The organism is Delftia acidovorans NBRC 14950 (assembly GCF_001598795.1).
In the GTDB taxonomy this organism is placed as follows: domain Bacteria; phylum Pseudomonadota; class Gammaproteobacteria; order Burkholderiales; family Burkholderiaceae_C; genus Comamonas; species Comamonas acidovorans.
Genome location: NZ_BCZP01000001.1, coordinates 168,398 through 190,104, shown reverse-complemented (window position 1 = coordinate 190,104; position 21,707 = coordinate 168,398). Strand labels below are relative to the sequence as shown.

Sequence of the window (21,707 nt, the reverse complement as noted above, 5' to 3'; positions counted from 1 at the left end):
GCCGCCGCCCTAAAATGCTGCCCTTTGCGGAGCCGGCCGCGCGGCATGCGCGGCCATCGGGCCTGCGCCATTGCTGCCCCCTCGCTCTGCGCCTCCCACCGTTTCCGGAACTGCCTGCCATGCGGCAAGGCGGGACCTTTTCATTTCTGCATCCATGCAAACACTCAAGACCCGGGACCTTATCGCCCTAGGCTTCATGACCTTTGCGCTGTTCCTCGGCGCGGGCAACATCATCTTTCCGCCCATGGTCGGCCAGGGCGCCGGCGAGCACGCGGCCGCTGCGGCCACGGGCTTTCTGCTCACGGGCGTGGGCCTGCCGTTGCTCACCGTGGTGGCGCTGGCGCGCGTGGGCGGCGGGCTCGATGCGCTGACCTCGCCCGTGGGCCGCAAGGCCGGCATGGTGCTGGGCCTGCTGATCTATCTCATCCTCGGCCCGCTGTTTGCCACGCCGCGCACGGCCACCGTGTCGTTCGAGATGGGCTTTGCGCCCTTCGTGGGCCACAGCAGCACTGCGCTGTTCATCTACTCGGCGGTGTACTTTGTGCTGGTCATGGGCCTGTCCCTGTTCCCCGGCAAGCTGATCGACACCATCGGCAAGCTGATCACGCCCGTACTGATCCTGGCCCTGATGGTGCTGGGTGCCGCCGCCGTGCTGCTGCCGGCCGGTGCCGCCACCAGCGCCAGCGGCGACTACCTGGTCGCGCCCCTGACCGAAGGGTTTCTGGAGGGCTACCAGACCATGGACGCGCTGGGCGCCCTGGCCTTCGGCATCGTCATCGTCAACGCCATCCGGGACCGGGGCATCTCCCACACCGGGCTGCAGACGCGCTACGCCATCATCGCGGGCGTGATCGCGGCCGTGGGCCTGGGCCTGGTGTATCTGTCGCTGATCCATCTGGGAGCCACCAGCCAGTCCATCGCCCCGCAGGCGCAGACCGGCGTGCTCATCCTCACGCGCTATGTGGATCACACCTTCGGCCCCATCGGCAGCCTGCTGCTGGCCGTGGTGATTTCCCTGGCCTGCCTGACCACGGCCGTGGGCCTGGTCAGCGCCTGTGGCGCCTACTTCAGCGAGATGCTGCGCCTGCCCTACCGCGCGGTGGTGGTGGCCATTGGCCTGGCGTGCATCCTGGTATCCAACCAGGGCCTGGCCCAGCTGATCGCCCTGTCCGGCCCCGTGCTGGTGGGCATTTATCCGCTGGCCATCGCCCTGGTGGTGTTGAGCCTGCTGTCAGGCCTGTGGCGCAATGCGCAGCGCGTGTTCGCGCCGGTGCTGGCCGTGGCGCTGGTGTTCGGTCTTGTCGATGCCGCCAAGGCGGCCGGCTGGCAGGACTGGCTGCCGGCCTTCCTGAACAGCCTGCCGGGCAACGGTATGGGCTGGGCCCTGCCCGTGGCAGCCACCCTGGTGCTGGCAGCGCTCCACGACCGGCTGCGCCCGACCCCGGCCACCGCGTTCAGGCCGTCCTGAAACGCGCCATGAGTTCGACCAGCTGATGGGCCTGCTTGCGCAGGCTCTCGGCGGCCGAACTGGTCTGTTCCACCAGCGCGGCGTTCTGCTGGGTCCCCTCCTCGATGCGGACGATGGCGCTGTTGACGTGGCTCACGCCAGCGCTCTGTTCGCCGCTGGAGTGGCTGATGGCGCCGATCATTCGCGAGACCTTGGCAATCACCTCCTGCACCGAGGCCATGGTCGCACCCGCGCTGTCCACCTCCTCGGCCCCCAGGGCCACGCGCTGGGCGTTGGCCTGGATCAGGTCACGGATTTCCCGCGCAGCGCCCGAGCTGCGCTGGGCCAGTGTGCGGACCTCGGCGGCGACCACGGCAAAGCCCCGGCCCTGTTCGCCGGCCCGCGCGGCCTCCACGGCCGCATTGAGCGCAAGAATATTGGTCTGGAACGCGATGCCGTCGATCACCTCGATGATGCTGACCACGCGCTCGGACGCATCCTGGATGCTGCGCATGGTGCCCACGACGGCCGAGATGGCATCGCCACCGCGCGTGGCGATGTCGCTGGCGGACGAAGCCAGCAGGTTGGCCTTCTCTGCGTGATCGGCATTGCCGCGCACGGTGGAGTCGAGCTGGTCCATGGACGAAGCCGTCATCTGCAGGGCCGATGCCTGCTGCTCGGTGCGCTGGGCCAGGTCGCTGTTGCCGGCCGCGATCTGCGAGCTGGCGGATGCCACCTGCTCCGCATTGCCGCGCACTTCCACGACGATGCTGCGCAGCTGCTCCTGCATGGCGCCCAGCGCCCGCAGCAGCTGGCCCAGTTCGTCTGGCCCGCCGCTCGCTATGGCATTGGTCAGATGGCCCTGGGCCACCTTCTCGGCCAGCTGGACCGCGCTGCGCAGCGGTGCCACCACGGCACGGGTGATGAGCCAGCCAATGGCCACGCCGGCCACGGCCGCCACCAGCATCAGCACCAGGCTCAGCTCCGTGGCGTGCTTGCCGCTGCTGTAGGCATCGTCGGCCACCGCCTTGCTCTGCGCCGCAATGCCGGCCTTGAGCTGGGAAAGCAGCTCGGCCGGCTCGCGGTCCACGCCGCGCACGGCCATGTCGCCCACGGAGGGGTCGAAGCCCGTGGCCTCGAATTTGTCCAGCCCCACGCGGTAGCCTTCGGCCATCTTCCGGTGCTGCGCCACAAAGCCCTGGGCGATCTCGCGCAGGGAGGCATCGTCCACCAGGGCCAGCAAGGCCGCGGTCTTGTCCTGCACGGCGCGCTCATCGGCCAGAAAGCCCTTCCAGTGCTGCTCGCGCAGCGCGTTGTCCGAGCCGCGCAGCAGCACGTTCTTCCATTCCTGGACCTGGGTTTTGAAGTGGCCTTCCACCTCGGCGGCGAGGCGTTCCGCCGCCATGTGGCGCTGGACATCGCCGTGAAAGACGCCTAGGGATCGATGGGCCGACCAGAGTCCGAAGAATCCGGCAGCGAGGGTGAATAGCAGCGCCATGGCAATGGCGAGCGGCAACTTGCGACTGAGGTTCATAAAGGCATGCGAGAGCCGGCCAGCATGTCCTCGGAGGGACGTCGAAACAATCGCTGGCCACAGGCCGCCATTGTCTCGACGATATTAGGCAAAACCATTACAAAACCTCACAAACTGCGCACCGCAGCCTGTGACCGGCCTGAAAGGTTGCCCCGCGCGGCAGCGCGGCTTACTGCTTGAGCACGTCGGCGCCCGCTGGCACCTTGAACTCGAAAGTCGAGGCCGGCAGGGACGCCTGGGTCTGCAGCTGGCTGAAGCGGATCAGCGAACGCTGGCCAAAGCTGTCGAGGATGTCCAGCGCCGAAAGCTGGCCATCGGCCGCAAAGCCCACGCGCACGCTCTTGAGCTGGCCGTTCTTGTCCTTGGGGCTGGCCTGGACCCATTGCAAGCCATCCTGCTCGGGCGCGGATTGCAGATCGAAGTCGGCGCTCAACGCCTTGAGATCGTTGGCCGACGCCAGGATGGCGGCCGGCGTGCTGCCCAGGGCCTGGGCCTGGGGGCGCTGCGTGACCTGGTTGAGGTCGGCGTCATAGAGCCACAGCGTCTTGCCGTCGGCGACGATGGTCTGCTCGAACGGCTTGGTGTAGACGAACCTGAACTTGCCGGGACGCTGGAATTCGAATTGGCCGCTGGAGTTCTTGGTGCGCGGCGGCTGGCCATCCTTGGACGGGGCCGTGACGGCCTGGGTGAATTCGGCGCGGCCGGCCTGGGAATTCTTCATGAAGGCCTCCAGGCTCTTGAGGCCATCGGCCCACGAGGCCGTCGCGCTTGCCGCGATCACAACTGCAGTCAACAGACGTTTCATTCTTTCTCCATGATTGCGGGGAAGCGGGCTCATTCCCCGGCGCGCGCGGGCACCAGCACTTCGCGCTGCCCGCTGGCCGTGAGACCGCTGACGAGGCCCGCCTTTTCCATATCTTCCAGCAGGCGCGCCGAGCGGTTGTAACCAATCCTGAGCTTGCGCTGCACATACGAGATGCTGGCCTTGCGGTCCTTGAGGACCACTTCCACGGCCTGGTCGTACATGGGGTCCTTCTCGCCGTTGCCGCCGTCGCCGGACTCCGAGCCGAACTCGCTGTCGCCCTCGGCCGTGCCGCCTTCGAGCACGCCTTCGATGTAGTCGGCCTCGCCCTGCTCCTTGAGGTAGCCCACCACGCGGTGCACTTCCTCGTCCGACACGAAGGCGCCGTGCACGCGCACGGGCAGGCCCGTGCCGCTGGCCATGTAGAGCATGTCGCCCATGCCCAGCAGGGATTCGGCGCCCATCTGGTCAAGCACGGTGCGGCTGTCGATCTTGCTGCTGACCTGGAAGGCGATGCGCGTGGGGATGTTGGCCTTGATCAGGCCGGTGATCACGTCCACGCTGGGACGCTGGGTAGCCAGGATCAGGTGGATGCCCGCCGCGCGGGCCTTCTGGGCCAGGCGCGCGATCAGCTCCTCGATCTTCTTGCCGACCACCATCATCAGGTCGGCCAGCTCGTCGATGACGATGACGATGTGCGGCAGGCGCTGCAGCGGCTCGGGCTCCTCGGGCGTGAGGCTGAAGGGGTTGGGAATGGATTCCTCGCGCGCCTTGGCCTCGTCGATCTTGGCGTTGTAGCCCGCCAGATTGCGCACGCCCAGCTTGCTCATGAGTTTGTAGCGGCGCTCCATCTCGGCCACGCACCAGTTCAGGCCATTGGCGGCCTGCTTCATGTCGGTGACCACGGGGCACAGCAGGTGAGGAATGCCTTCGTAGACCGACATTTCCAGCATCTTGGGGTCGATCATCAGCAGGCGCACATCGCGGGCCTCGGCCTTGTACAGCAGCGACAGGATCATGGCGTTGATCCCCACCGACTTGCCCGAACCCGTGGTGCCGGCCACCAGCACGTGCGGCATCTTGGCCAGATCGGCCACGACCGGATTGCCCACGATGTCCTTGCCCAGGCCCATGGTCAGCATGCTCTTGGCGTCGTGGTAGACCTGCGAGCCCAGCACCTCGGACAGGCGGATGGACTGGCGCTTGGCATTGGGCAGCTCCAGCGCCATGAAATTCTTGCCGGGAATCGTCTCGATCACGCGGATGGACACCAGGGACAGCGAGCGCGCCAGATCCTTGGCCAGGTTCACGATCTGCGAGCCCTTGACGCCCGTGGCCGGCTCGATCTCGTAGCGCGTGATCACGGGGCCGGGCATGGCGGCGACCACATGCACATCGACACCAAAGTCCTTGAGGCGCTTTTCGATCAGCCGGCTGGTCATCTCCAGCGTCTCGGGCGAGACGCTTTCCTGGCGCTGCTGCGCCGCATCGAGCAGATCCACCTGGGGCAGCTTGCTGTCGGGCAGTTCGGAGAACAGGGGCTTCTGGCGCTCCTTGACCACGCGCACGCTGGGTAGCGCAGCCTCCTGGAGCACGGGTTCGATGATCTGCACGGGCTGCGGGTGCTGCACGGCGCTTTCCGTGCGCTCTTCCTGCACCACTTCCTCGCGCTCGCGCGCAGCGCGGCGGCCTGCGGCTTCGTCCCGGGCCTTTTCACGGCGCGCAAAAAGAAAGAGCACCCAGCCGTCCAGGCGTGCGCCCATGGATTCGGCCAGATGACCCCAGGAAAAGCGGAACACCATGGCCAGGCCGATCACGGCCACGCAGATGCCGATCAGGCCCGAGCCCATGAAGCCCAGCCACTGCAGGCTGTGGTACCCCAGCATGTAACCGAAGACGCCGCCGGCCGGGCCGGGCAGCACGCTCTCAAAGCGGTACAGGCGCGTCCACTCCAGTGCGCAGCTCGCACCCAGCAGCAGCAGCAGCCCGCCCCAAAAGCGCAGGCGCCGGCGCCACAGGGGCGGCAGTGGCACACCGTCGCGCGGCACGCCACCGCGCAGCCAGCGCGCAAAGGAAGACAGCCAGGTCTGCAGCGAGGCCAGCACCAGCCACCAGACCGACATGCCGAAACCGAAATAGCAGGCGTCGGCCAGCCAGGCTCCGACGCGGCCCATCCAGTTGGCGACCAGGCGCGCGTGTCCCGCCCCGGAGGTGGACCACGCTGGATCCTGGGGCGAGTAGCTGAGCATGGAGGCAAGCCAGAACACCAGGGCCAGCAGCCCCGCCAGCAGCAGCATTTCGTGGCCGAAGCGCGCCACCATGCCGGGGCGCGCCGCAGACCTGGATTTGCCCTTGGCGGATGTGGAAGCGTTCAGAGCGTTCAATGAGTAAGTCATACGCAGGCGGGAGCTTACCCCAGCCCCCTCGGACTGGCCGCAAAAACAGCCAGGGCGACCCGCAAGCGTAATGCAAGCACTTGCAACAGAGCATGACACCGCCGCATGACGGCGCCACGTCGATCATTTTTGACAATCCGGGCCATTGATCCATATGGCAACGGGAACCTGACTGCGGAGCGATACTCCACAGCTGTTCCCGATGTATCTTTTTTTCTGCACGCCGACTGCCGGCGTGCGCCTTTTTCAAGAACTGCATCCATGTCTTCTACCCAACACGCCAAAGTCCTGATCCTCGGCTCCGGCCCTGCCGGCTACACGGCCGCCATCTATGCCGCGCGCGCCAACCTCAACCCGCTGCTGGTGACCGGCATGGCCCAGGGCGGCCAGCTGATGACGACGACCGAGGTGGACAACTGGCCTGCAGACGTGAACGGCGTGCAGGGCCCCGAGCTGATGCAGCGTTTTCTGGAGCACGCAGAGCGCTTCAAGACCCAGGTGGTGTTCGACCACATCCACAGCGTCGATTTCTCCAAGCGCCCCTTCACGCTGACCGGCGACTCGGGCACCTATACCTGCGACAGCCTGATCATCGCCACCGGCGCCTCGGCCAAGTACCTGGGCCTGCCCTCCGAAGAGGCCTTCATGGGCCGCGGCGTCTCCGGCTGCGCCACCTGCGACGGTTTCTTCTACCGTGAGCAACCCGTGTGCGTGGTCGGCGGCGGCAACACGGCCGTCGAGGAAGCCCTGTACCTGTCCAACATCGCCAGCAAGGTCACCCTGGTGCACCGCCGCGACAAGTTCAAGGCCGAGCCCATTCTCGTGGACAAGCTCATGGACAAGGTCCGGGCCGGCAAGATCGAGCTCAAGACCCACTTCGTGCTCGAAGAGGTGCTGGGCGACCAGTCCGGCGTGACCGGCATCCGCATCAAGAGCACCCAGGACGGCCATGCCGAGGACATCCAGCTGCAGGGCTGCTTCATTGCCATCGGCCATGCGCCCAACACCGAGATCTTCAAGGGCCACCTGGAGATGGACGAGACCGGCTACATCATCACCCAGGGCGGCCTCAAGGGCTTTGCCACGCAGACCAGCGTGCCCGGCGTGTTCGCGGCCGGCGACGTGCAGGACCATGTCTACCGCCAGGCCATCACCAGCGCCGGCACGGGCTGCATGGCCGCGCTGGACGCCCAGCGCTTCCTCGAACAGGAATAAGCAGGACGCCACCCCGCCCGCCCTGCTCTCCCGCAGGGCGGCAAAAGCCCCTGGCTGCAGCCGTGTTTGGCTGGCCCAGGGGCTTTTCTCATGGAGACGCTATAATCCGTGGCTTTGCTGAATTTGAAGCGCGCCTTGCTTGCATGGCCAGGACACTTTCAGCATGGGGTTACCGCCACCCTTTATGGCGAGGTGAGGTTGCCGGCAAGCCATGCAGCAAATGCAGGGCATCAGCGTCGGCGGCTGTACAACTATCGGAGTGTCCTCATGGCACGCGTATGTGAAGTAACGGGCAAGAAGCCCATGGTGGGAAACAACGTTTCCCACGCCAACAACAAGACCAAGCGTCGTTTCCTGCCCAACCTGCAATACCGCCGTTTCTGGGTTGAGAGCGAAAACCGTTGGGTGCGCCTGCGCGTTTCCAGCGCTGCTCTGCGCCTGATCGACAAGAACGGTATCGACTCCGTGCTCGCAGACCTGCGTGCCCGTGGCCAAGCCTAAATCCCTCAAGGAGAAACACCATGGCTGCTAAAGGCGGACGCGAAAAGATCAAGCTGGAATCCACTGCAGGAACCGGCCACTTCTACACCACGACCAAGAACAAGAAGACAATGCCCGAGAAGATGGCGATCATGAAGTTTGATCCCAAGGCTCGCAAGCACGTCACGTACAAGGAAATCAAGCTGAAGTAATTCAGCCTGTTCCCGGTACCGACAAAAAACCGCCCGGCGCAAGCCCGGCGGTTTTTTTGCGTCCGCTTTGTGCCCGTTTTGCATCCGCTTTGTGCCCGCTTTGCGTCTGTTTTTCGCCTGTCACCCACTGCGCGCCGGCTGACCCAGCTGCGCACAGGCCATGGCACCCAGCTCGCGGCAGGCCTGCTCGATCACGGCATCCACCGGCAGGGTGCAGCCCAGGCGCATGCAGTGCTCGTAGCGCCCCGAGTTCGAGAACATGCTGCCCGGCGCCGTGCGGATGCCGCGCGCCAGCGCCTGCGTGAACAGCGCGGACGTGGACACGCCAGCCGGAAACTCCAGCCACAGGCTGAGCCCGCCGGGCGGCAGGCTCAGCCGCGTGCCCAGCGGGAAAAACCGCGCCACCAGCTGCGCCATGCCTTCACGCTGGCGCCGCAACTGCTGCTTGAGGCGCTGCAGATTGCGCAGATGCGCGGGCGAGCCCACGCAGGCGGCCGCCAGCAACTGGGCCAGGGTCTGGGTGCCCCGGCTGCGCGCGAACTTGAGCATCTGCACCCGGCCATGCCACTGACCAGCGTTCATCCAGCCCTGGCGCAGGCCCGGCGCCACGCTCTTGTTGAAGGCCTCGCAATAGATGACATGGCCCGGCAGGCGATCCCAGGCCTTGATGGGACGCACGGGCTGGCCGCTTTCCACGAACAGTCCATAGGAGTCGTCCTCGATCAATGCCACGCCGTGGGCGCCGCACAGATCGACCAGCCTGGCCTTGTGCTCATCGGGAATGCGCGTACCCAGCGGCATCTGCAGCTCGGGCACGACCACCACGGCCTTCAGGCGCGGCTGGGTCTGCAGGGCCAGCTCCAGCGCCTCGATGGACAGGCCGGTGCTCGGGCTGCAGGGAATCTCCAGCGCCTGCATCTGCAAGGACTCCACCACCTGCAGCAGGCCGTAGTAGGTCGGCGACTCCACGGCCACCACGTCGCCGGGCGAGGCCACGGCGGCCAGCGCCAGGCTCACGGCCTCGGAATTGCCCGTGGTCGCCAGCACATCGGCCGGTGCGACATGGATGCCCGCCGCCAGCGCGCGCCGCGCCATGGCGCGCTGGAAATCGGGGTGGCTGCCCATCATGGAGCGCCCCAGCACCAGCAGGTCCGGCTGCTCGCGCAGCAGCCGGGCGGCGGTCTGGTTCAGGTAGCCGCGATCGAACAGTTCGGGCGGCGGCGTGGCACCGCCCAGGTCCACGCGCACGTCGGCCTGGCGGCCGCGCTCCAGCATCAGGGAAATGTGTTCATTGATGCCTGCGAAGTGTGGCTGCGGCAGCGGTTGCACCGGCTGACTCAGGTCGGGCTCGCTGGCCGGGGCCAGGCCTGCAGGCCGGGCATCGCGCACGAAGTAGCCCACGCGCGGGCGGGCTTCGAGCTGGCCCAGGTCCTCCAGATGCCGCAGCGTCTGCAGCGCCGTGGAAAGGCTGACCTCATGGCGGCGCATCAGCTCGCGCACGGAAGGCATGCGCTCGCCCGCCTTTAGCGTGCCCAGTTCCATGGCCAGGCTGTAGTCGGCCGCCAGGCGGCGGTACAGGGTCGGAGAGGCGCTAGCAAGGGTCATGGAACAGATCGACAACGAATCGGGGACGAGAGGACTTGCCCGGGATCTTGCCGCAAGGCGCTGTTACGCAACAGATACAGATCCATCGACCACAAAGCAGAACAGATCCACCGCCATCTGCACTGCTGCGATGCAACAAGCCGCGGGCTGTGCCTGTGCCGATGAAGGCCGCATGCCTACGCTTGAGGGCCTGGAATCACAGGACACAGACCATGCACAACGCCGACACCCGCTCCTTCGAACTGCGCCATCTTGCCCCCGGCAACGATCTTCACCTGCATGTGCTGGAGGGCAGTGAACTGTTCTGCCGCCACGGCCCGCTGGAAATCACCGCCCCGCAACAGGCCTGGGCGGATGGGGTGCCCGCGCCGGCCCTCAGGCTGCAGCCGGGCCAGGGCTGGCGTGCGGGCGCCGATCTGCAGATACGGGTCCGCTCCTTGTCCCAGGCCATGGCAAGCCTGGAACTGCGGCAGAGCCCCACAGCAAAAAGCCGCATCGCCTCCGAAGAGGGGATGCGGCCCCGGGCATGGTCGGTTGCCGGCTGGCTTCGCGGCCTCAGGCGTGGGCAGCGCGCAGCTTGACGGAAAACTCCTTGAGCGCGGCAATGCCGCTGGCCTCGGCGCGATGGCACCAGGCCTGCAGATGTGCCGTCAGTTGCTCGCGCGACAGCGAGGTGTTCAGCCACAGCTGACGCAACTCCTCGCGCATGACCAGCATCTGGTCGAGCACGGGGTGGGCTGCGCGCGCCTGGGCCAGTTGCCCCTGCGCCTGGGCGGGCACCTTGTCGGCATCGCGGTGCAGCCAGCGGCGCGCCGTCTTGAGCAGGGACAGGTCGGCCTGCCGGGCCTTGCGCTGCTTGAGCGCATCGAGCTCGATCTGCACGGCGGCGCGCACGCCGCGCGCATAGCGGGCCATGACCTCGTAGCGGTTGGCGATCACGGCCTCCAGCGTCTTTTCGTCGGCCACGGGCTTGACGGCGCCCATGATCAGCCGCGGCGCCGTCTTCTTGACCTTGGCCCAGCCCAGCTTCTGCATGGCGCTGATGTAGACCCAGCCCACGTCGAACTCATAGCGCTTGACCGAGAACTTCGCCGAGGTCGGGTAGGTATGGTGGTTGTTGTGCAGTTCCTCGCCGCCAATGATCAGGCCCCAGGGCACGAGGTTGGTGCTGGCATCCTGGGCCTCGAAGTTGCGGTAGCCCCAGAAATGGCCCAGACCGTTGACCACGCCGGCAGCCCAGAACGGAATCCAGACCATCTGCACGGCCCAGATCGTCAGCCCGATGGCGCCAAACAGCAGCACATTGATGATCAGCATCAGCGAAGGGCCCCAGATCGAATGCCGGCTGTAGAGATGGCGCTCGATCCAGTCGTCGGGCGTGCCGTGGCCGAACTTCCTGAGTGTCTCGGCGTTCGCCGCCTCTTCGCGGTACAGCTCCGCACCCTGGCGCATCACGGTGTCCAGGCCGCGTGTCTGCGGGCTGTGGGGGTCGTCCTCGGTTTCGCACTTGGCGTGGTGTTTGCGGTGGATGGCCACCCACTCCCTGGTGACCATGCCCGTGCCCAGCCACAGCCAGAAACGGAAGAAGTGCGAAGGAACCGGCCCCAGGTCCAGCGAGCGGTGGGCCTGGCAGCGGTGCAGGAAAATGGTGACGCCCGCAATGGTGATGTGGGTGGTGACCAGGGCGTACAGCAGCAGCTGCCACCACGACAGCTGCCACAGGCCATGGGCCATCCAATCCACGGCGAGGTTCCAAACCGATCCGAAATCCAGCGACATAACCGAAGCCTTTGGCAAGGCGGCGCCCAGTGGCACCGATGCCTCAATTTTAGGCGATGCGCCTACCAAGGCATTCGGCAATCTCCTGCGATTTACAGCTTATTGCGTCTGCAAGTTACGGCTTCCGGGTCCAAACGGCGGCAAAAAAACCATCCGTCTCATGGCGCTGCGGCCACAGGCGCAGGTACTGCGTGCCGGTCTCGCCGCCGCTGCACAGCGCATCGCCGTGCTCCACCTTGAGCTGGGCCAGCAGTTCGCCGGCATTCATGGCCACGAAGTCAGAGTGCTCCGCTGCAAAGGCTTCGGCAATGGCTTCGTTTTCCTGGGGCAGGACCGAACAGGTGGCATACACCAGGCGCCCACCCGGCTTGACCAGGCGCGCTGCACTGGCCAGGATGGCCGCCTGCTTTTGCGTGAGCTCCTCGATGGCCTTGGCCGACTGGCGCCACTTGAGGTCGGGATTGCGGCGCAGCGTGCCCAGGCCCGAGCAGGGCGCATCGACCAGCACGCGGTCGATCTTTCCGGCCAGGCGCTTGACGCGGTCGTCGCGCTCATGGGCGATGGCCGCGGGGTGCACATTCGACAGGCCCGAGCGCGCCAGGCGCGGCTTCAGGGCTTCGAGCCGGTGGCCGGACACATCGAAGGCGTACAGGCGCCCCGTGCTGCGCATGGAGGCGCCAATGGCCAGGGTCTTGCCGCCTGCGCCGGCGCAGAAATCGACCACCATTTCGCCGCGCTTGGCGTCCAGCATCAGCGCCAGCAGCTGGGAGCCTTCATCTTGCACCTCGATGGCGCCGCGCGTGAAGGCGTCCAGCCGGGCCAGCGCAGGCTTGCCCTGCACGCGCAGGCCCCAGGGCGAGTACGGCGTGGCTTCGGCGGCGATGCCGGCATCGGCCAGTTCCTTTTGCACATCGGCGCGCTTGGCATTGAGCGCATTGACGCGCAGATCCAGCGGTGCGGCCTGCTCCATGCTCTGGGCAAAGGCCCAGAAATCTTCGCCCAGCTGCTGCTTGAGCGGTGCGACCAGCCACTCGGGCAGATTGTGGCGGTGCGGCTCCATCAGCTCATCGGGGCGCACGGCATCGCAGGCGTCCAGCCATTGCAGTTCCTGGGGGGACAGCGCTGCGCGCGCAAAGCCGAGCGCCTCCTTGACACCCTGCTCGGACTTGCCGGCCACGCGGGCCAGGGCTTCCTGGCTATGGGCAAAGCCCAGGATGGCCAGCCTGCGCTCGCGCGAGCCGCTGCCAGAACGTGCCAGGCTCTCAAAAAGCAGCTTCTTGCGCAGCACGGTGTAGGCGGTTTCGGCCAGCGCGGCACGCTCGCGCGGGCCCAGGTTGCGGTTTTCACGGAAAAAGCGTGACACCACGGCGTCGGCCGGGTGTTCGAAAGTCAGGGTGCGCTTGACCAGTTCGGCGCAGGCGTCGAGAAGCTGTTTGGGATGCATGGGCGCAATTGTCCCACCGCCTTGCAAATCCGAGAGGGCCACAGGTCGGAACCCGCAGCAACGCCGGGCTGGCGCAGCTACCATGGCGCCCCATGACCGATGACGACCTGCCTCCCCTGATCCCCACTCCCCCGGGCCTGTACCGCCACTACAAGGGCGCACTCTACGAAGTGCTCGCCACCGTGCGCCACAGCGAAACGCGCGAGTCCATGACGCTGTATCGCGCGCTCTACGGCGAGCGCGGCCTGTGGGTGCGGCCTGCCGCCATGTTCAATGAAACCGTGGTCATCGACGGCGTGGAGCAGCCCCGCTTTGCACGCTGCCCCGAAGTGGAGCAGCAGGCCTTTCAGAGCGAGGGCCTGTGAGCAGACCCTAGCCCCGCATCAACTGCGCCACCGCGCGCGGGTAGATGAGGTGCTCCTGCACAAGCACGCGCGCGGCCAGCGCCTGGGCCGTGTCGCCGGGCAGCACGGGCACCACGGCCTGCTCCAGGATGGGGCCCACATCCAGCTCGGCCGTAACGCGGTGCACGGTGCAGCCGGCAAAGCGGCAGCCTGCATCGATCGCCCGCTGGTGCGTGTGCAGACCCGTGAAGGCGGGCAGCAGCGAGGGGTGGATGTTGATCATGCGCCCCTCGTAATGCGCCACGAAGCCCGGCGTGAGGATGCGCATGAAGCCGGCCAGCACGATCAGCGAAGGCGCGTGGCGGTCGATCACCTGGGCCAGCTCGGCGTCAAACGCCTCGCGGCTGGGAAACGGGCGGTGGTCCAGCACCTCGGTGGCAATGCCTTGCTCGCGCGCGAAAACAAGGCCCGAGGCCTCGGCCTTGTTGCTGACCACGGCGGCCACGCGGGCGCCGTAACGCCGCGCCCAGTCCTGTTGCTGCGAAGCACGCACAATGGCAGCCATGTTCGAGCCGCCGCCCGAGATCAGGATCACGATATTTTTCATGGGCGGCGATTGTCGCACCGCAGGCCGCGCGGCCTGCGCCAGCCCCGGCAAGGCCCATGGCCCTGCCGGGCCTTGTCACCTCTTCCGTCCAGACCCCCATGCCATTCGATCCCCGCTCCACCCCCCTGACCGCTGTCGAAGCCCGCGTGCTGGCCACCCTGATGGAGAAGGCGCGCACCGTGCCCGACAGCTATCCGCTCACGCTCAACGCACTGGTCACGGGCTGCAACCAGAAAAGCAGCCGTGATCCGGTGATGGAAGTCAGCGAAGGCGAGGCCCAGGAAGCGCTGGACAGCCTGCGCCTGCGCACCATGTCCGTACAGATCAGCAGCGCGCGCGCCACGCGCTGGGAGCACAACTTCCCGCGCGGCGTGGGGGTGCCCGACCAGAGCGCCGTGCTGCTGTCCCTGTTGATGCTGCGCGGCCCGCAGACGGCGGGCGAGCTGCGCATCAACTCCGAGCGCTGGCACCGCTTCGCCGACATCTCATCGGTCGAAGCGTTCCTGGAAGAGCTGCGCGAACGCAGCGAGGAAAAAGGCGGCCCGCTGGTCGTGCTGCTGCCACGCGCGCCTGGCGCACGCGAGCAGCGCTGGGCCCATCTGCTGTGCGGCCCCGTGGACGCGAACGCCATGGCCCAGCCCCCCGCTGCAGCAGGCGCACGCGGCGATGCCCTGGCCCAGCGCGTGGTCGATCTCGAAGCCCAAGTACAGCAATTGCAGGCACGTCTTGCGCATGTCTATGCACAGTTGGGGCTGGAGGAGCCCGGCCAATCCAGCTGATCGCCTGCGCTCAGGCGGCCCCAGCAACAAGCCCCGGACGGCCCCGCCGCCCGGGGCTTGTTGCATCAGGGATTGCCATAGGTTGTCACGCCCTGGACAGTCCAAAAAAGAACGTGCGTGCTACAAAAGCCGGGATTGAAGGAGACACAGTCCATGGACCTGGCATTTACCCCTGAAGAACAGTCCTTTCGCGAGGAAGTCCGCGCCTGGGTGCGGGCCAACCTGCCCCAGGACATCGCGCACAAGGTGCGCCATTCGCTGCGCCTGACGCGCGACGACCTGCAGAACTGGGCCAAGATTCTTGGCAAGAAAGGCTGGCTGGGCTACGGCTGGCCCAAGCAGTTCGGCGGCCCCGGCTGGACGGCCGTGCAAAAGCATCTGTTCGAGGAGGAATGCGCCCTGGCCTGCGCCCCGCGCATCATTCCCTTCGGCCCCGTGATGGTGGCGCCCGTGATCATGGCCTACGGCTCGCCCGAGCAGCAGCAGCGCTTTCTGCCCGGCATTGCCAGCGGCGAGGTCTGGTGGAGCCAGGGCTACTCGGAGCCGGGCTCGGGATCGGACCTGGCCAGCCTCAAGACCCGTGCCGAGCGCGTGGGCGACAAGTACATCGTCAACGGCCAGAAGACCTGGACCACGCTGGGCCAGTACGGCGAGTGGATCTTCTGCCTGGTGCGCACCAGCAATGAGGGCAAGCCCCAGACCGGCATCAGCTTCCTGCTGGTGGACATGAAGAGCCCCGGCGTGACCGTGCGCCCCATCAAGCTGCTCGATGGCGAGTGCGAGGTCAACGAGGTCTTCTTCGACAACGTCGAGGTGCCGGCCGAGAACCTGATCGGCGAGGAAAACAAGGGCTGGACCTACGCCAAGCACCTGTTGAGCCACGAGCGCACCAACATCGCCGACGTGAACCGCGCCAAGCGCGAGCTGGAGCGCCTCAAGCGCATCGCCAAGGCCGAAGGCGTCTACGAGGACCAGCGTTTCCGCGATGAGATCGCCAAGCTCGAAGTCGATGTGGTCGCGCTGGAAATGCTGGTGCTGCGTGTGCTGTCGGCCGAGAAATCGGGCAAGAACCCGCTGGACATCGCAGGCCTGCTCAAGATCAAGGGCAGCGAGATTCAGCAGCGCTACTCCGAGTTGATGATGCAGGCCGCCGGCCCCTTCAGCCTGCCCTTCATCGAAGAGGCCATGGAAGCCGGCTGGCAGGGCGACTTCCCCGGCGGCGTGGTGGACAACGCGCCGCTGGCATCGACGTACTTCAACATGCGCAAGACGACGATCTACGGCGGCTCCAACGAGGTGCAAAGAAACATCGTCGCGCAGACGGTGCTGGGCTGATTTTGGCTGGAGTTTCGCTGAACCCGGAAGTGCGCCGGACGCGCTTCGATCAGCTTCGGGAGACAGAAAATGGACTTTGATTTTTCGGATGACCAGCAGCAACTGCGCGACGCCGTGCGCCGCTGGGTGGACAAGGGCTATACCTTCGAGCGCCGCCGCTCCATCGTCGAGGCGGGCGGTTTTTCGCGCGAGGTCTGGGGCGAGCTCGCCGAACTGGGCCTGACGGCCTTGACCGTGCCCGAGGAGCACGGCGGCCTGGGCCTGGGCGCCACCGACGTGATGGTGGTGATGGAGGAGTTGGGCCGCGGCCTGGTGATGGAGCCGCTGGCGCAGGCCTTTGTGGCAGCCGGCGTGCTCGGCAAACATGCCGACGCCACCCTGGCCGGCCAGTGGCTGCCGCGCGTGGCCAGCGGCGAGGCCCTGGTCGTGCTGGCACACCAGGAGCGCCAGGCCCGCTACCGCCTCGATGTCTGTGCCGCCAAGGCCAGCAAAAGCGGCAGCGGCTACACGGTGGATGCCACCAAGAGCGTGGTGCCCGCAGGCGACGCGGCCGACGCCTTTCTGGTGCCAGCCCAGCTGGATGGCAAGATCGCCCTCTTCCTGGTGGAGCGCGGCGCCAGCGGCGTCAGCACCCAGGGCTACCGCACCCAGGACGGCAGCCGCGCGGCCGAACTACGCTGCCAGGCGGCCCCCGCCACGCTGGTGACGGCCGATGGCCTGGCCGCCCTCACGCTGGCCCAGGACGCCGCCAACGCCGCGCTGTGCGCCGAAGGCGTGGGCGCCATGGAGCAGACGCTGAAGCTGACCACCGAGTACATGAACCAGCGCAAGCAGTTCAACACGGTGATCGCCAGCTTCCAGGCCCTGCGCCACCGCGTGGCCGACATGAAGATGCAGCTGGAGCTGGCCCGCTCCATGAGCTATTACGCCAGCCTCAAGATGAGCGCGGCCGATGCCGAGCGCCACGTGGCCATCGCGCGCGCCAAGGTCCAGCTGGGCCAGTCGCTGCGTTTTGTCGGCCAGCAGTCGGTCCAGCTGCACGGCGGCATCGGCGTGACCGACGAGTACGCGGGCAGCCACTACTTCAAGCGCCTGACGCAGATGGAGATGACGGGCGGTGACACCCTGCATCACCTGGGCATCGTCTCCGCGAAGATGCAGGACACGGCCGGCGTGTTTGCCTGAGGTCTGACCTCACCGCGCCGCACCGCACCACACCAGGCCCCGCAGAAAACTGCGGGGCTTTTTCATGGGCCTTTGCCCATGTCTGCCCGCCGTCTCAGGTCAGCCGGTAGCCCTCCGGCCTGAGCGGTGCCGGCAGATCCGTCTCGCCCAGCGTGCATCCCAGGCTGATCTCGATGGAGCGACAGATGGTGTCCAGCGGCAGGTCGTTGCTCTCCAGGCCAAAGGGCTCTTCGAGTTCATCGCCAAGGGCGTCGAGCCCATAGAAGGTGTAGGCCACGATGGCCACGACAAAGGGCGTCATGAACCCGGTCGTGTCCACTAGGCCGAACGGCAGCAGAAAGCAGTACATATAGGCCGTGCGGTGCAGCAGCAGCGCATAGGAGAACGGCATGGGCGTGTTGCGAATGCGCTCGCACGAGGCGGCTGCCGCCGTCATGCGCGTGAAGGTCTTGTCCATGGACGCGGCCAGGCAGGGGTCCATCTCGCCCCGGCGCACGCACTGCGCCAGATCGCGGCCCATGGACATCATCAGTGCGTCGCAGCGCTGCTCCAGCGGCATACCCTGGAGCTGGCGCCATTCCTTGTCCACCAGCCAGCGGCCTGCGGCCACATCCTCGTGCAGCCCGCGCAACTGCGTCCGCAGCAGATGCGCAAAGGCGATCGCCCGGTGCACCATGCGCACGCGCACATCGCTGCTGCGCCGGGCCGGGTCCGGATCCCCGTCGATGACGATCAGGCTCTGGCACTGGCGCGCCAGCGTGCGCGCGCAGATCACCATCTCACCCCAGAGCTTGCGGCCTTCCCAGTAGCGGTCATAGGCGGTGTTGTTGCGAAAGCCCAGGAAGATGGCCAGCGGCAGGCCGATCAGCGTGAAAGGGATGGGCGTCACCGTGATCTTGACGTCGAACAGGTTGCCATGCACCAGAGTGATGATGGCGGCGAACACGATGTTCACGAGCAGCGTGACCTGGATACGCTGGAGCACCGAGCCCCGCAAAATCAGAAACAGCCTGAGGCCGGCGGGGCGATCACGGACGATCATGGGGATATCGCTAGGTATAAACCCTTATTCGATCACACATTGAGCAAGTCAATTGGCTGCGGCCGCGCCCAGATGAAAAAAAGGCGCCCCGAAGGGCGCCCTGTGTCACGACCGACTGCCGGTCACAGCGGGTTGGCGCGGCGGCGGCGCACCATGCCCCAGCCCATGATGCCCATCAGGCCGGACATCAGGATCAGGCCCCATTCGGAGAGCGTGGGGATGGAGGCCGGCGACACGGCCCCTGCCGCTGCGCGGGAAGCCGTGTTGTTGGCCGGGTTGGCATCTCCGGTCGCACCGGTGCTGCCCGTCAGTGTCACGGCTCCCACGGAGCTGGGCGTTCCGCTGACCGTGCAGGTCACGCTGGCGCCCGCAGGTACGGCATCACCTGTCGACCAGGCTGCATTGGCAGGGCTGATGCGGCACGCTCCCTGGCTCACACCGGCGGGCAGTCCCGTGACTGCGCACGAGGTGCCTGCCGATGCATCGACCGAACCCAGGTTCTTGCAGACAAAACTGCCGCTGTAGGGCGTGCCGGCCGTGAACGCGGTCGGCAGGCCGCTCAGATCGACGCCCATGTCGGGCACTGCAACGGTGGACACATTCACGGTCGCGGTGTTGTTCGCCGCATTCGAATCATCCGTTGCGCCCGTGGTGCCCGTGACCGTGGACGAACCTGCGGCCGTGGGCGTACCGCTCACCTGACAGGTGACCGTGGCTCCCACCGGCACCGCATTGCCCGCCACCCACGCGGCATTGCCGGGGCTGATGGAGCATGCGCCTTGCGTCACGCCAGCCGGCAGGCCGGTGACGGCGCAGGAGGTGCCGCTCACGGCGTTGGCCAGGCCCTGGTTGCTGCAGGTGAAGCTGCCGCTATAGGGAATGTTCAGCGGCGAGGTGGGGGGCAGTCCGCTCAGATTGATCTGCATGTCCGGCGTTGTGGTGACCGCGATGTTCGACGTGGTCGTGTTGTTGCCCGGGGTCAGGTCGTTGTCGCCGCCCGTGGTCACCGTGACCGTCGAGCTGCCGCCTGGACCCGTCGGTGTACCAGAGACCTGGCAGACCACCGTCTTGCCCGCAGGCACCACGCCGGGCTGCATCCAGGCCGCGCCGTCTATCGTGCATTGGCCTGCCGTCACGCCAGGGGGCAGACCGGAGGCATCGCAGATGGCCTGGCCTGCGCTGGCTGCACCATCGTTCTTGCAGGAGAAGCTGCCGGTGTAGGGCACGCCGACCACGGCGGTGGGCGGGAGTCCGGAGACATCAGGCACCATGTCGCTGCTCGCCGCGGGAGCCAGCAATTGGGTCTGCACCATGGCACCGAGCAGGGTCGAGGTCAGGTCGCCTCCGATGGTGTAGTTGCCGTTGTTGATCTGGTCTGACGGCGTGCCCAAAGGAACCTTCACGGTCATCGTGAACGTGCCCGACTGCCCGGGTGCCAGGGTCCCAAAGTCGCACTGGGCAGGGTCTGAACTGCCCACGGCCGGGGCCGTGCAAGCGCCGCCATCGCCGGCCAGTGACACGAACGTGGTCGGACTGATGCCCGCATCCGTGCCCACGGGCATCGCGGGCGTGACCTTCACGTTGTTCACCGGGGTGCTGCCGTTGTTCGTATAGGTATAGGTGTAGGTGATCTCCGTGCCGTCCGCCTTGGGCGCGCTGACAGGCCCGGACGCGCTGATCCACAGTGTCTTGGGCAGGGTCGTGCCGAAGTTGTCAACGTACAGATGGCCTGCGTGGCCACCGGCACTGCAGGCCGAGGCCACGGCCTGCAGCCTGACCTTGTCGCCTACCCGCAGGTAGGCATTGCCGGGTGCGACATCGTAGGCCTGAGGGTCGGTGTAGTTCTGGATGGCACCGCCCTTGTCGGTAAAGGTCTTCCAGGGTGCTCCCGGCTCGCCGCCGTAGTGGTACTTGAAGAACAACTCCTGGGGCGAGCCCGTCAGATCCGTGGAGGTCTGGGCGTCATAGGTCTTGACCAGCGAGATGGCAAAGTAGGGGCGATCCTCGCCTCCGTGATTGCTGGCGTACTCAAGCACGGGCGCCGCGACAAATCGGATGTGGATCTTGCCGTCCTGGTCGATGTCATCTGCAGTCAGCGTCACTTCCTGGGTGATGGAACTTGCCGTATTGACCTGCTGGGTCCAGCCGGCGAGTCCCCCCGTGACCTTGCTGGACCGCGGTATCACGTTGCTGGCTGGGGTGGCGCTGTTCGCCTTGAGGTTGATACGGGCAGAGTGGGAGCCTGCCAAAGTCAGTTTGAGGGCGGACTGGCCAGCGTCACCCCGGAACAGGACTTCGTCTGCGGCGCTTTCCGAGCCGCTGGCGATTTCGACCAGATGGGACTTGGTGCCAGGTGGCTGCAGGCGCAACTCGCTCAAGCGTTTCGGATTGGCCTGGGTGCCATTGTTGGTCCAGGCCTGGGGGGTCCAGCCAGTCAGGTCCCCTGCCTCGAAGTCCCCATTCAGAAATGCCGCCTGCGCAACTGCACCCACCATTGCCAGGGTGCCGGCTGCAACCAGACTTCTGGCCTGCCTCCAGGCCTTCATGCGCGGCCCTGCGGGCCGGATATGCAAACTCTGTCTCGCCATACCATTCCTCTCTTCATGTGTGTTTGATCACGGTTGAAAACTCCGACGGCCCACGCCGTCCGCCTGCGCACGCAGCCAGCACCAAGCCGCCCAAGCACGCGCACGCGCTTCTGCAGCAAAAAAATGGGCGAACGAATCCCTTCCGCATGCCCGGACGGCTGCGGTTCAAAAAGCTGAAATGGAGAAGAAAAAGGCGCCTAAGGCACGAACACCAGCCCTCGGCCGAACACTGCCCTCACCGGCAGGGCCAGCCCGGAGATATCCAGGGTCTTGCGGCGCAGCCGCGTCAGTTGCGATTCGATGCGGTGGAAGCCGTCATCCACATCGGCGTATCCCATGGTCTCGATCAAGGTCTGCTTGGCCACCATGGTTCCGGGGGTTGCCATCAGGCAGCCGAGCAATTCCAGCTCGCGACTGGTCAGGGCGATGATCTGGTGGTTGGGCGCGACCATGCAGGCCGAAAGGGGGTCAAGGCGCCAAGTCAGGAAAGGTGCCGCCGCCCGGGCCGGCTGGCCCGTGTTGCGGCGCAGCTGGGAGCGGATGCCGGCCACCAGCTCGTTCATGTCGGTGGGCTTGACGAAGTACTGCAGGGCGCCGGCATTGAGGCCGGCAATGCGGCTGTCCAGATCGCCGCGTGCCGTGAGCACCACGACGGGAATCTCCTGCTCGGCCAGGCGCTTGACCAGGCTCAGGCCGTCCTCGCCGGGCAGGCCCAGGTCGACGACGACCAGATCTGCCTTCTCACGCAGTAGCTTTATGTAGAAGTCTTCTGCAGAATCCGTGCCCCAGGCATGCAAGCCAGACTTTGTTAAAAATCGACACACATTGATACGAATATCCTCGTCGTCCTCTACGACGGCGACGGTGAACTCGATCGATGGCTCTAGTGTCTGCTGCATGATGTTTGCCTATT

The 21,707-nt window shown here is 66.3% G+C and carries 19 protein-coding genes; 9 read left to right on the top strand and 10 right to left on the bottom strand.

Annotation, left to right across the window (positions count from 1 at the left end; translation table 11 throughout):
- Positions 1-154 precede the first annotated feature (154 nt).
- Entirely contained in the window at positions 155-1,468 is a 1,314-nt protein-coding gene (brnQ, locus tag DA1_RS00795; RefSeq protein ID WP_034396778.1) for a branched-chain amino acid transport system II carrier protein, read from the top strand.
- Here brnQ and DA1_RS00790 read toward each other — a convergent pair.
- From DA1_RS00790 to DA1_RS00780, 3 genes are all read right to left on the bottom strand, one after another.
- A complete protein-coding gene (locus DA1_RS00790; RefSeq protein ID WP_013800918.1) occupies positions 1,455-2,981 on the bottom strand; it encodes a methyl-accepting chemotaxis protein in 1,527 nt (508 codons plus the stop codon). The genes brnQ and DA1_RS00790 overlap by 14 nt on opposite strands.
- Positions 2,982-3,150: 169 nt before the next feature.
- Positions 3,151-3,786 (bottom strand): outer membrane lipoprotein periplasmic chaperone LolA, encoded by a 636-nt coding sequence (lolA, locus tag DA1_RS00785; RefSeq protein WP_013800917.1) that lies wholly within the window; start codon positions 3,784-3,786, stop codon positions 3,151-3,153.
- A gap of 29 nt (positions 3,787-3,815) precedes the next feature.
- A complete protein-coding gene (locus DA1_RS00780; RefSeq protein ID WP_012207161.1) occupies positions 3,816-6,179 on the bottom strand; it encodes a DNA translocase FtsK in 2,364 nt (787 codons plus the stop codon).
- Between the two features lie 261 nt (positions 6,180-6,440).
- Here DA1_RS00780 and trxB point away from each other — a divergent pair, with 261 nt between their 5' ends.
- From trxB to rpmG, 3 genes are all read left to right on the top strand, one after another.
- On the top strand, positions 6,441-7,394 hold the full coding sequence (gene trxB, locus DA1_RS00775; RefSeq protein ID WP_034396780.1) for a thioredoxin-disulfide reductase: 954 nt from the start codon (positions 6,441-6,443) through the stop codon (positions 7,392-7,394).
- 267 nt (positions 7,395-7,661) lie between these two features.
- Complete coding sequence (gene rpmB, locus DA1_RS00770) at positions 7,662-7,895, top strand: 50S ribosomal protein L28 (RefSeq protein WP_012207163.1); 234 nt, start codon at positions 7,662-7,664, stop codon at positions 7,893-7,895.
- A 20-nt stretch (positions 7,896-7,915) separates the two neighbouring features.
- Positions 7,916-8,086 (top strand): 50S ribosomal protein L33, encoded by a 171-nt coding sequence (gene rpmG, locus DA1_RS00765; protein ID WP_012207164.1) that lies wholly within the window; start codon positions 7,916-7,918, stop codon positions 8,084-8,086.
- A gap of 120 nt (positions 8,087-8,206) precedes the next feature.
- Here the strand turns inward: rpmG and DA1_RS00760 are convergent, their stop codons facing one another.
- Positions 8,207-9,691 (bottom strand): aminotransferase-like domain-containing protein, encoded by a 1,485-nt coding sequence (locus DA1_RS00760; RefSeq protein WP_034396782.1) that lies wholly within the window; start codon positions 9,689-9,691, stop codon positions 8,207-8,209.
- Positions 9,692-9,903: 212 nt separating this feature from the next.
- On the opposite strand from DA1_RS00760, the gene DA1_RS00755 reads away from it, so the two are divergent.
- Positions 9,904-10,272, top strand: a complete 369-nt coding sequence (locus DA1_RS00755; RefSeq protein ID WP_034396784.1) for a hypothetical protein — start codon at positions 9,904-9,906, stop codon at positions 10,270-10,272.
- On the opposite strand, the gene DA1_RS00750 is transcribed toward DA1_RS00755, so the two are convergent.
- The gene (locus tag DA1_RS00750; RefSeq protein WP_034396786.1) at positions 10,247-11,470 is read right to left on the bottom strand and encodes a DesA family fatty acid desaturase; all 1,224 of its coding nucleotides are present in this window, start codon (positions 11,468-11,470) and stop codon (positions 10,247-10,249) included. The two genes, DA1_RS00755 and DA1_RS00750, sit on opposite strands and share 26 nt — an antisense overlap.
- A 115-nt stretch (positions 11,471-11,585) precedes the next feature.
- A complete protein-coding gene (locus DA1_RS00745) occupies positions 11,586-12,914 on the bottom strand; it encodes an RsmB/NOP family class I SAM-dependent RNA methyltransferase (RefSeq protein ID WP_034396788.1) in 1,329 nt (442 codons plus the stop codon).
- A 92-nt stretch (positions 12,915-13,006) separates the two neighbouring features.
- Between DA1_RS00745 and DA1_RS00740 the strand changes: the two genes are divergently transcribed.
- On the top strand, positions 13,007-13,279 hold the full coding sequence (locus DA1_RS00740) for a DUF1653 domain-containing protein (RefSeq protein ID WP_013800910.1): 273 nt from the start codon (positions 13,007-13,009) through the stop codon (positions 13,277-13,279).
- A 7-nt stretch (positions 13,280-13,286) separates the two neighbouring features.
- On the opposite strand, the gene purN is transcribed toward DA1_RS00740, so the two are convergent.
- The gene (gene purN, locus DA1_RS00735) at positions 13,287-13,865 is read right to left on the bottom strand and encodes a phosphoribosylglycinamide formyltransferase (RefSeq protein WP_012207170.1); all 579 of its coding nucleotides are present in this window, start codon (positions 13,863-13,865) and stop codon (positions 13,287-13,289) included.
- A gap of 98 nt (positions 13,866-13,963) precedes the next feature.
- Here purN and DA1_RS00730 point away from each other — a divergent pair, with 98 nt between their 5' ends.
- The 3 genes from DA1_RS00730 (at position 13,964) to DA1_RS00720 (ending at position 17,164) form a co-directional block, all read left to right on the top strand.
- Positions 13,964-14,644 (top strand): YceH family protein, encoded by a 681-nt coding sequence (locus DA1_RS00730; protein WP_034398914.1) that lies wholly within the window; start codon positions 13,964-13,966, stop codon positions 14,642-14,644.
- A 153-nt stretch (positions 14,645-14,797) separates the two neighbouring features.
- A complete protein-coding gene (locus DA1_RS00725; protein ID WP_012207172.1) occupies positions 14,798-15,979 on the top strand; it encodes an acyl-CoA dehydrogenase family protein in 1,182 nt (393 codons plus the stop codon).
- A 69-nt stretch (positions 15,980-16,048) separates the two neighbouring features.
- Positions 16,049-17,164: an acyl-CoA dehydrogenase family protein gene (locus DA1_RS00720; RefSeq protein ID WP_034396790.1), complete on the top strand. Its 1,116-nt coding sequence runs from the start codon at positions 16,049-16,051 to the stop codon at positions 17,162-17,164.
- A 94-nt stretch (positions 17,165-17,258) separates the two neighbouring features.
- Here the strand turns inward: DA1_RS00720 and DA1_RS00715 are convergent, their stop codons facing one another.
- The 3 genes from DA1_RS00715 to DA1_RS00705 form a co-directional block, all read right to left on the bottom strand.
- Positions 17,259-18,206 (bottom strand): bestrophin family protein, encoded by a 948-nt coding sequence (locus DA1_RS00715; RefSeq protein ID WP_034396792.1) that lies wholly within the window; start codon positions 18,204-18,206, stop codon positions 17,259-17,261.
- 122 nt (positions 18,207-18,328) lie between these two features.
- Entirely contained in the window at positions 18,329-20,752 is a 2,424-nt protein-coding gene (locus DA1_RS00710; RefSeq protein ID WP_255288098.1) for an IPTL-CTERM sorting domain-containing protein, read from the bottom strand.
- 239 nt (positions 20,753-20,991) lie between these two features.
- Positions 20,992-21,693, bottom strand: a complete 702-nt coding sequence (locus DA1_RS00705; RefSeq protein WP_013800907.1) for a response regulator transcription factor — start codon at positions 21,691-21,693, stop codon at positions 20,992-20,994.
- Between the last annotated feature and the right edge of the window lie 14 nt (positions 21,694-21,707).